We start from the raw sequence: 9,652 nt of genomic DNA, 5'->3' as shown, positions 1-9,652 counted from the left end.
GTCGCGATACGCTGCGGCTTTCCCTGACGGAGCCCGGCCCCCTTCCCCTTTCCTTCCCTGGAGGTCGTATGGACGGTTACACCTATTTCGGGGTCGCCCTGATGCGTCGCCCCAGCCCTCGGTTGGCCGACGGCATCGTCACGCACATCGAGCGGGCCTCGGTGGATCCGGTGCTGGCCGCCCGTCAGTTCACCATCTACCAGGAGACGGTGGCCTCTGCCGGTTGGCGGGTGCACGAGGTGGACCCGGCCCCGGAGCACCCGGACTCGGTGTTCGTGGAGGACCCGTTGGTGGTGTGCGAGGATCTGGCGGTCCTGACCCGTTCGGGGGCGGCGGAGCGCCGGGGCGAGGTCGCGGGAGTGGAGGCCACGGTCAGCACCCTGGGGCTGAGGGTGGCGCGGATCGAGGAGCCGGGGACCCTGGACGGCGGCGACGTCCTCCAGGTCGGCGAGACCGTGTACGTGGGAATCGGCGGGAGGACCAACGAGGACGGCGCCGACCAGCTCGAACACCACCTCGCCCCGCTGGGCCGCAAGGTCCGCAGGGTCGCCCTGGGGCGGGCCCTGCACCTGAAGTCGGCCGTGACCGCCCTGCCGGACGGCACGTTGGTCGGCCTGCCCGAGCTGGTCGACACCACAGGTCTGCCGCCGATCCGCCAGGCCCCCGAGGAACCGGGCGCGCACGTGCTGCCCCTGGGGGGTCGTGACGTGCTGGTCAGTGCCGCCGCGCACGAGACCATCCACCAGCTGACCGCGGATCACTGGCGGGTGCTGCCGGTGGACATCTCCGAGTTCGAGAAGTTGGAGGCCTGCGTGACCTGCCTGAGCGTGCTGATCCCCGACCGCCCCGCACCACCGCCCGCCTGACCGGCGCGGGAGTGGCGTCCGTCCCTCACGCACCCCGCCCCGGCAGAGGTCGGGGCGGGCCGCTCGGAAGGAGCCTCGGCGGCCGGACCCGGGACCGGCAGGTGGAGGTCAGGAACGGACCTCCACTCCTGGCAGACTCTGGGCATGAAGTCGACATCGGCTCGTCTGCTCCAGCTCCTGTCCCTCCTCCAGACCCGCAGGGACTGGCCGGGGGCTGACCTCGCCGATCGCCTCGAGGTCAGCCCGCGTACCGTCCGGCGCGACGTGGACCGGCTTCGCGACCTGGGCTATCCCATCCAGGCGACCATGGGCACCGGCGGTGGGTATCAGTTGGGAGCGGGTGCGGCCCTGCCCCCGCTCCTCCTGGACGACGACGAGGCGGTGGCGGTCGCTGTGGGCCTGCGCACCGCCGCACAGGGCGGGGTCTCGGGGATCGAGGAGACCTCGGTGCGGGCCCTGGCCAAGCTCCTTCAGGTACTTCCCTCCCGGTTGCGCCGCCGTGTGGACGCGCTGGGGACCTTCACCGTCCCGATGCCGGGCGAGGGCCCCACGGTCGACTCCGCGACCCTGACCCTGGTGGCGTCGGCCTGCCGTGACAGCGAACTGCTGCGCTTCGACTACGAACGCCACGACGGGTCGACCGGCCGCCGGGGCGTGGAGCCGCACCGCCTGGTCTCCCATGGGCGCCGCTGGTACCTCGTGGCCTGGGACACCGACCGCGATGACTGGCGCACCTTCAGGCTGGACCGCATGCGCCCGCTCACCCCCACCGGCCCGCGGGTGCCGCCGCGTGACCCACCGGAGCGGGGGGTGGCCGCGTACCTGGCCGACCGGATGAACCTGCACATGTGGCCGATCAGGGCGCGCGTGCGCCTGGGGGTGTCCGCCGAGACCGCCCTGGAGGGCCCAGCCGCGCGATACGGAGTCATCGAGGCGGTGGACCAGCACTCCTGCGTGCTGCTGTGCGCGGGAGACGATCTGGTCGGCATGGCGTGCTACCTGGCCATGCTCGACCTCGACATGGAGGTGGAGGAGCCCGCGGAGCTGCGCGCGGAGATGGGCCGTCTGGGAGAGCGGCTCTCACGCAGGGGCGGTTCCTCCCGAAGAACCCCGGGGTCTGACCAGGGCGCATGAGCACGGGTACTCACCGCGGGTGGGTACGGACACTGATGCCCGGCCGGTCCCTCCCGCTCTAGGTTCGCGGTATGACGCACCTCCTCATCGGTCACACCGCGATGGTCATCCACTACCTGTTCTTCGCCTACGTCGTCCTCGGCGGCTTCCTCGCCTGGAAGTGGCCGAGGATGTTCTGGCCGCACCTCGCGGTGGCCGTGTACGCGCTCGGGATCGTCGTCGTGGGGTGGTCGTGCTTCCTCACCGACATCGAGAACTGGTCGCGTCTGCACACCGGACGCGAGGTGATGGGGAACGGGTTCATCGACTTCCACATCACCGGCGTCCTCTACCCGGTGGAGCACCTGATGACCTCGCGGTTCGTGATCGCGGGGATCATCGTCTGCGCCTACGCGGGCGCCGCGTGGAACCTGTACCGGCGACCGGCGGTGACCTCCCCCGATCCGGTGTCCGGCTAGTCCCAGGAACCTCCAGTTGGGTCAAGTCCGCACGGGAACGCCACAAAGCCGCTACGTTAAGGAGTCGTTTACTTTCGTAGAGTAATGAAAGTGGGGCTTCCGCGTGCCCGACCAGACCCGACACCCCAGCCTGGAACTGCGCGAACTCAGTGTTCCTCCGACAGTCCGACCGCTCCGACCCGGCTACCGTGTCGCCCGCTGGGACGACCCCACCGCCCTGGCCCCCGAGTGCCGCGAACGCCTCCACCGCGCCCTGCGCGATCTGGCGGCCCGCGCCTTCGGAGCCGACCACTCCGGGTACTGGCACGCCCGGATGGCCTCCGGGTTCTTCGACCAGATCTCCTCGCTCGCGCTGATCCTGGGGCCGGACGGCGTTCCCGTCGGCTGGGGCGGTTACCACCGACGCCGCTTCGCCGCCCGCAACGCCCTGTACCTGGACGCGGCCGGCGTGGTCCCCGCCCACCGGCGCTCCGGTCTCTCCGCCGCCCTGATGATGCACTTCCTGAGCCGCGAGGTCCTGGCACATCCCCTGTCCAGCACCTACGTCGTACTGCGCACACGCCACCCGGCCGTCTACGCGGGGTGGCGCAAGGGGCTGGGCCGGGCGCGGGTCTTCCCGCGCCAGGACCGCCCCGTGCCCGGACTGGTCCGCCGGATCGCCTCCGACGCCGCTGACTGGCTCGGTGACGGCCCCGGCCTGGACCCCGACTCCCTGCTGGTCCGCGACGCCTACCGGATGTTCGACGGAGAGATCTACGGGGTCGCTCCCCGAAGTGGCGACCCTGAACTGGACGCCCGCTTCGCCCGCGAGGTCGGCCCCAAGGACGCGGTCCTGGTCGTGGCCCGCATGGGTTCCCTGCCCCTGGCCAGATTGGTGCTGGGCCGCGCCCTGAGCCCCCGGCCCCGCCCCGCCTCCAGCCGGGGTCGAACCGTGCCGGGGGCCGCGGTCCGCGACGACTTCACCGTGCGCGCCACCCCCACCGGAGCGGGGGCGGGTGGGCTCATACCCGGGGGACGCTTCTGACGTCGGACGGGCCGCTCACCAGCGCGCCCACGTCCCTGATCTGGTCCGTGACCCCGGCCAGCCGCAGGCTCTCCGCCCAGGTCATGTCCGGGCTCTGGCGCTCACCAGCGGCCAGGCACCGCCCGACCTCCTCGATCTCGTACTCGTAGCCGTTGGCCCGGAAGGGCCGGTGGAACCGTTCGGGCGCGCGCCCCTCCCGGTGCAGGACCAGTTCGGTGGCGGCCCAGAAGAGCGGGATCTCGATCCAACCGTCCGTCCCGGCCAGCACCGCGCGGTTGGGCAGGACGTTGCGGGAGGCGCAGGTCAGGGAGGCGCTCACCCCGTTCTCCCCGTGCACCAGCACCGACGTCTGGGTGTCCACCATCCGGTCCGGCGACAGCTGCCGGGTGGCGCCCACCACGGTGAGTTCGCCCAGGTACTGCGCGGCCAGCGCCAGCGGGTACACCCCCAGGTCCATCAGGGCGCCGCCGCCGAGGTCGACGTTGAACAGCCGGTGGTCGGGGTCGTAGGGGACGTTGATCCCGAAGTCGGCGGAGACCGTGCACAGTTCGCCGACCGCCCCGTCCGCGACCAGTTCGCGGGCGAGCCGGGAGGCCGGCAGGAAACGCGTCCACATGGCCTCCATCAGGAAGCGGTCGTTGGCACGGGCCGCCGCCACCATCTGCGACACCTGGAGCGCGTTCATCGCCATGGGCTTCTCCACGAGCACGTGCTTGCCCGCTTCGAGCATCATGAGGGTGTTCGGATGGTGCCAGGGGTGCGGCGTGGCCACGTACACCACGTCCACGTCGGGGTCGGCCGCGAGTTCCTCGTATCCGCCGTGGCGGTTCGGGACGTCCCACACCCGACCGAACTCCTCCGCCCGGTCCAGCGTGCGCGAGCCCACCGCAGTGACCCGGGCCGAGGGGACGGCCCGCAGTCCCTCCATGAAGGCGTGCGCGATCCCACCGGTCCCCACCACGCCCCAGCGCGGCCCACCGTTCTGTTGTGTCATGTGGGCATCCTAAAAACACGGTCATGTCCGGGTCGAGGCGGGGAAGGTCCTCGGTTTCCGCCCGGGGGGACCGTACGGTGGCCGAGGAGAGGCCGCGCACGGCCGACACGTGAACGGAGGAGGAATGTCGGAGACACTCGCCCGGAGGTTGGGGGTCGAGCCCGGAGACCGGCTGCTCGTCCTCAACGCCCCCGAACGCTACCTGCGGCTGCTGGAACCCCCGACCGACATCCACATCGACCTCGGTCCGATCGAGGGTGCCGAGTACGACGACCTGCACCTGTTCGCCCTGGACCGGGGCACCGTCGAACGGGAGGGCCCACGCGCCCTGGCGCTCACCGGCCCCGCAACCCGCCTGTGGGTGTGCTTCCCCCAGCGGGGCGGCACGATCATCACGGACCTGACAGCGGACAAGGGCTGGGACACCCTCGTGGACGCGGGATGGCGCGGCACCGCCCAGGTGCCGATCGACTCGGACTGGGCGGCGCTGCGCTTCGAACGCCGGGGCGTCTAGCTCTCGACCCGCACGGTACCGCTGGTGGTGTTGACGTCGATCCGACCGTCGCCGCCACCGGTGCCCACACCGAAGTCGCGCTGGCCGGACACCGACTCCCCAGTGACCTCGTACTCCCCGTCCGGGACCGTGGCCACGACCCCGCCGCTGACGGTCTCCACCGACAGAAGGTCGAAGGGGTCGGTGGTCCGCGCCCTGACCGCACCGGAGGTGGTGACGGCCTCCAGGGTGGTGAACCCGCCGCCGAGCTCCAGCGCACCGCTCACCGACTCGGCCCGGATCTCGTCGGCGGTGAAGTCCTCCGCGAGGATCTCGGCCGAGGTGCTGGAGACGTCCAGCAGGGGGCCCTCGCCGGAGGCCGTGATCCGGCCGCTGACGGTGTGGGCCCGCGCCGCGCCCTCGACCCCGTCGAGGACGACGTTGCCGGAGACGCTCTCCACGTCGACCGCGCCGCTGTGCTCCGACACGTCCACGGCGCCGCTGGTGGTCTCCACGCTGAGGTCGCCCTCCAGGTTCTCCACGGAGACCCGGCCGCTGATGGTCTCCAACGTCACATGGGTCCCCGTGGGGACCGTGACCTCGTAGTCGACCGAGCAGGAGTTGAAGAGCGGCAGCCCCGAACAGTCGGTGTCGATCTCCAGCGTGCCCCCCTCGGCCTCGATGTCCTCGTCCGGCTCCGACAAGGGGCTGCCCCGCAGCTTGCGGTCCACGGTGACCTCGTCGCCCGTGCCGCCGCGGAGCAGGACCTCCCCGCCGGTGGAGTTGTCGATCTCCAGCGCGCTCACCCCGCTGAAGGAGTCCGCGCGGTCCGACTGGTTGACGGTCATGTTCCCCAGCACGGAGAGCGCGGTGAGGACGACCAGCGCCAGCACGAGCACCCCGCCCAGGAACATCCACGGTCCCCGGCGGAATCCCCCGCGTTCCTTGCTTGAGGAGGCGTACAGGCCTCGTGCCCTGAAAGTCATGTTCTTCCCTTCCTGGAAGGCTCGGCCCTCCCTCTGGCTTCCCGGTGTCGTGCCGGTGCCGGTCAGTCCCGGTCGGTGCCGCGCAGGTAGCGCAGCACCGCCTGGACCCTGCGGTGGTCGTGGTCGTCCTGGCCGAGGTCGAGCTTGGTGAAGATCGACCTGATGTGCTTCTCCACGGCCCGGTCGGTGATGGTGAGCCGGTCGGCGATCCCGGCGTTGTTCAGACCCTGCGCCATCACCTCGAGGACCTCACCCTCACGCGGTGTGAGGCCTTCCAGGGCCCGGTCCCGGCGCCTGCTCAGCAGCTGTGAGACCACCTCGGGGTCGATCGCCGCGCCGCCCCCGGCCACCCGGCGCAGCACGGCGAGGAACTCCTCGATGTCGGCCACCCGGTCCTTGAGCAGGTAGCCGACCTTCTCGGCGCCGCCGCCGAGCAGGTCGGCGGCGTAGCGGCTGACCACGTGCTGGGACAGCAGCAGCACGGCCACCTCCGGGTGGTCCTGCCGAATACGCACCGCGGCCTGGATGCCCTCCTCCGAGTAGGTGGGCGGCATCCGGATGTCGATCAGGCACAGATCGACGTCCGGATGCTCGAGGACGGCGGCGGTCAACGCGTCGGCGTCGCCCACCTCGGCGAGGATCTCCACCCCGGAGTCCTCAAGCAGCCGGACCATGCCGCTGCGCAGCAGCACGGAGTCCTCGGCGATGATGACGCTCGGCCCCCGCCGTTCGTCGTGTGTGTCGGCCGTGCTCACGGTCACGCCTTCCATGGGATGTTCGCGGTCAGGACGGTGCCCCCGCCGGTCGGGCTGTGGACGGTCAGTATCCCGTCGACCGCGTCCACCCGGTCCCACAGCCCGTACAGACCGGTGCCCGTCTCGGGGTCGGCGCCCCCGACCCCGTCGTCGGTCACGGTGACGCGCAGCAGCTCGCCCCCGCGTCCAAGGGCCGCGATCCGTTCGGTGGTCACGGTGACCTGCTCGGCGTCGGCGTGCTTGGCGATGTTGGTCAGCGCCTCACAGACCACGTAGTAGGCGACCCCCTCGGCCCGGGCCGAGGGGCGTTCGGGCAGGTCCACGTCGAGGCGGACCGGGACCGGGGAACGACCGGCCGCCACCGGCAGGGCCGCGCCGAGCCCGTGGTCGGTCAGGACCCTGGGGTGCAGGCCGCGCGCGACCTGGCGGAGTTCGGTCATGACCTCCCGGGACTCCTTCTGCGCCTCGGAGATCAGCTCACGGGCGCCGTCGGGGTCGTGGGAGAGCCGGGCGCGCGCCCGGGTGAGGGTCATGGTGAGCGCGAGGAGCCGTTGCTGGGCGCCGTCGTGCAGGTCGCGTTCGATCCTGCGGCGTTCGGCCTCGGCCTCGTCGACCATCCGCAGTCGGCTGTCCTGGACGTGCAGGAGCCTGCGCCGCATCCGGACCTCGGGGGCCTCGAAGAGCAGCAGGCGGTGCAGGAGGACCTCGGTGGAGATCATGTGGGGGGCCAGACGCAGACCGACCACGGCGGCCAGCGGGCCGACGACGACCAGGATCAGCGGGCCGACCAGGTCGCCCGGTGTGCCCAGGGCCAGGATGTAGGCGATTCCCAGGGACGCACCAATGGCGGCGGCCCCGCCGCACACCACGAACACCACGACCAGGCCGGCGGCGAACAGTCCGTGCAGGCCGGCGGCGGTGCTGTAGACCACCATGGTCCACGCGTCGCGGCCGAAGACGAACCGCCACACCCGGGTCCAGGGGTTGTCGTCGGCCAGGGGGTCGGGCGGGTCGGCCTCCACGATCCCGAACACGTTGGCGAGGCGGTCGCGTTGGACCCGGCAGGCGAGTCTGGCGAGCAGGGTGGCGGTGACGGGCAGGGCGACCAGGAACCCCAGGGAGTCGCGGACGATCTGGGAGGCCGGGTAGGTGGACCCGATGTCCGTCCAGGGCAGGAACAGCCCCACACCGATCCAGCTCGCCACCATGACCAGCAGGGAGACGGGGATCAGGTAGAAGAGTGCCAGGGTCAGGGAGGTCATCAGGTGCAGGACCTGGACCAGGAGCAGCCGCCATCCGCTTCCGTGGAGGTCGGAGGCGAAGGGGACACCGGCCAGGGCGGTCAGCCGGGCCCCGACCCTTCCGCCGCCCCGTTCCGCGCTCCGCGCCCGCTCTTCTCGTGTGCCGCTCACAGGACCAATCTAGGGATCGGGGCAGTTGGGCACGAGGTCAGCAGCACGAGGAACGCGGGTGGTGCCAGCACTACCGGCCTGGTCGGGGCGGGTCGGGCGCCGGATGGTGCAGGGTGGGGGTTCGGGTTCGTCGACCGGGGGGGTGGCGGTGCTGGAACGGGTGTTGGAGGACGTCGGGGGCGTCAACACGTTCTTCCGGGTGGGGAGCGCTCCGCTCGGTGGGGGCTGGAAGCCGGTCACCGCGTGGGACGGACGCACCGAGTCCGGACGGGAGCGGGTGGCCGTCGAGGTCGACCGCGTGCGGGCCCAGCTCGGCGCGGTCTCGGGTGTCGGCGCGGAGGACGTGGAGTGGCGGGTGGGCGCCTCGCTGTTCCACCAGGGGCTGGCCTCACGGTTGCTCTCGCCGGTGCTGGCGGCGGGGCTGTGTCACGGGGTGGCGCTGCGCGCCGACCTGTTCGTCCACGAACCGGGGCGCTCGGGGTCGTTGGAGCTGCGTACGGAACAGACCCGGGCCGTACCGCTGTCGAGGGAACCACGCGAGGTCGCCGCCTGGGTGGACGAGACCGTGGTGGGAGGTGTGCTGACCCACGTGGAGGAGGCCCTGACCGGGATCGGCCGGGTCTCCCCCGGTCTGCTGCGCGGCGACACCGGTGCGGCCCTGGCCGGGGCCGCTCGCGCCCTGGGTGGCGCCCGGGTGGGGCAGCGCGCCCACGCGGAGGAGGTGGTCCGAGTCCTCATGGACCGCCCCTCCCTTCGGGGCACGGGTGCCTATGTCGGGGCGGACCGCACCGGGTCGGCGGTCTTCCGCAGGACCACCTGCTGTCTGTACTACCGGCTGCCCGGGGGCGGCCTGTGCGGGGACTGCGCGCTGCGCCATCCGCACACCGCCCTTCACGGGTGAGGGGACGCCCGTGCCGTCCAGCCCACGGGGCCGGTCCGGCCCGGCTCAGACGCCGTCCGCCGCCCGGCGGACGGCCTCCAGGTCGATCCGGCGCATCGTGAGCATGGCCTGGGTGGCCCGGTACGCCCGCTCGGGGTCGGGGTCCCACACCAGGGAGTCCAGCTCCTCCGGGAAGACCTGCCAGGAGAGGCCGAAGCGGTCCCGGAGCCAGCCGCACTGGCTCTCCTGGCCGCCGTCGGTGAGGGCGTTCCAGTAGCGGTCGGACTCGGCCTGATCGCGGCAGATGACCTGGAAGGACACCGCCTCGTCGAAGGTGAACCCGCCCCCGCCGTTGAGCGCTGTGAAGGGCGCTCCGTCCAGTTCGAACTCGATGGTCAGCACGGTGCCCTCGGCCCCCGGCATGTCGGGGCCGTAGTACGTGGTCCTGAGCACGCGCGAGTTCTCGAAGACGTGCGTGTAGAACTCCACCGCCTGTTGTGCCTGGTCGTTGAACCACAGACACGGCCTGATCGTGTGCAGGAGTGCCATGGTCTCCCCCTCCCCCGGAGTTTCCCCTCTCCCCTCTGGTACCCGCTTCTCTCGTGCCGCACCACACTCCCCAAACTTCCCTAAAGTCCTGTGATTGCGAG

General features: G+C 71.6%; 11 protein-coding genes. 6 read left to right on the top strand and 5 right to left on the bottom strand.

Going from position 1 to position 9,652, the window contains the following annotated elements; translation table 11 throughout:
* Positions 1–68: 68 nt before the first annotated feature.
* The 4 genes from ddaH to BDW27_RS05490 all read left to right on the top strand — a co-directional run bounded on the left by ddaH (position 69) and on the right by BDW27_RS05490 (position 3,482).
* The gene (ddaH, locus tag BDW27_RS05505) at positions 69–866 is read left to right on the top strand and encodes a dimethylargininase (RefSeq protein WP_110048472.1); all 798 of its coding nucleotides are present in this window, start codon (positions 69–71) and stop codon (positions 864–866) included.
* 144 nt (positions 867–1,010) lie between these two features.
* The gene (locus BDW27_RS05500; RefSeq protein ID WP_110048471.1) at positions 1,011–2,000 is read left to right on the top strand and encodes a YafY family protein; all 990 of its coding nucleotides are present in this window, start codon (positions 1,011–1,013) and stop codon (positions 1,998–2,000) included.
* A 71-nt stretch (positions 2,001–2,071) separates the two neighbouring features.
* Complete coding sequence (locus BDW27_RS05495; RefSeq protein ID WP_110048470.1) at positions 2,072–2,458, top strand: DUF2784 domain-containing protein; 387 nt, start codon at positions 2,072–2,074, stop codon at positions 2,456–2,458.
* Positions 2,459–2,561: 103 nt separating this feature from the next.
* Complete coding sequence (locus tag BDW27_RS05490) at positions 2,562–3,482, top strand: GNAT family N-acetyltransferase (RefSeq protein ID WP_017543298.1); 921 nt, start codon at positions 2,562–2,564, stop codon at positions 3,480–3,482.
* On the opposite strand, the gene BDW27_RS05485 is transcribed toward BDW27_RS05490, so the two are convergent.
* On the bottom strand, positions 3,460–4,476 hold the full coding sequence (locus tag BDW27_RS05485) for a Gfo/Idh/MocA family protein (RefSeq protein ID WP_110048469.1): 1,017 nt from the start codon (positions 4,474–4,476) through the stop codon (positions 3,460–3,462). The genes BDW27_RS05490 and BDW27_RS05485 overlap by 23 nt on opposite strands.
* Positions 4,477–4,600: 124 nt before the next feature.
* Here BDW27_RS05485 and BDW27_RS05480 point away from each other — a divergent pair, with 124 nt between their 5' ends.
* Positions 4,601–4,990: a hypothetical protein gene (locus BDW27_RS05480; RefSeq protein ID WP_110048468.1), complete on the top strand. Its 390-nt coding sequence runs from the start codon at positions 4,601–4,603 to the stop codon at positions 4,988–4,990.
* On the opposite strand, the gene BDW27_RS05475 is transcribed toward BDW27_RS05480, so the two are convergent.
* The 3 genes from BDW27_RS05475 to BDW27_RS05465 form a co-directional block, all read right to left on the bottom strand.
* Positions 4,987–5,955: a DUF4097 family beta strand repeat-containing protein gene (locus BDW27_RS05475; protein ID WP_026129020.1), complete on the bottom strand. Its 969-nt coding sequence runs from the start codon at positions 5,953–5,955 to the stop codon at positions 4,987–4,989. The genes BDW27_RS05480 and BDW27_RS05475 overlap by 4 nt on opposite strands.
* Before the next feature lie 62 nt (positions 5,956–6,017).
* Positions 6,018–6,725 carry a response regulator transcription factor gene (locus tag BDW27_RS05470; protein ID WP_026129019.1) on the bottom strand — a complete coding sequence of 236 codons (708 nt, stop codon included), beginning with the start codon at positions 6,723–6,725 and terminating at the stop codon, positions 6,018–6,020.
* Entirely contained in the window at positions 6,713–8,122 is a 1,410-nt protein-coding gene (locus BDW27_RS05465) for a histidine kinase (RefSeq protein ID WP_199560547.1), read from the bottom strand. The genes BDW27_RS05470 and BDW27_RS05465 overlap by 13 nt, the downstream gene beginning before the upstream one ends.
* 61 nt (positions 8,123–8,183) lie before the next feature.
* Between BDW27_RS05465 and BDW27_RS05460 the strand changes: the two genes are divergently transcribed.
* Positions 8,184–9,023, top strand: a complete 840-nt coding sequence (locus BDW27_RS05460) for a (2Fe-2S)-binding protein (protein ID WP_370446430.1) — start codon at positions 8,184–8,186, stop codon at positions 9,021–9,023.
* Positions 9,024–9,068: 45 nt separating this feature from the next.
* Here BDW27_RS05460 and BDW27_RS05455 read toward each other — a convergent pair whose 3' ends face one another.
* A complete protein-coding gene (locus BDW27_RS05455; protein ID WP_017543291.1) occupies positions 9,069–9,551 on the bottom strand; it encodes a VOC family protein in 483 nt (160 codons plus the stop codon).
* Between the last annotated feature and the right edge of the window lie 101 nt (positions 9,552–9,652).

This window comes from Nocardiopsis sp. L17-MgMaSL7 (genome assembly GCF_003182025.1).
GTDB classification, from domain to species: domain Bacteria; phylum Actinomycetota; class Actinomycetes; order Streptosporangiales; family Streptosporangiaceae; genus Nocardiopsis; species Nocardiopsis prasina.
This window is presented reverse-complemented; position numbering and strand designations above follow the sequence as displayed.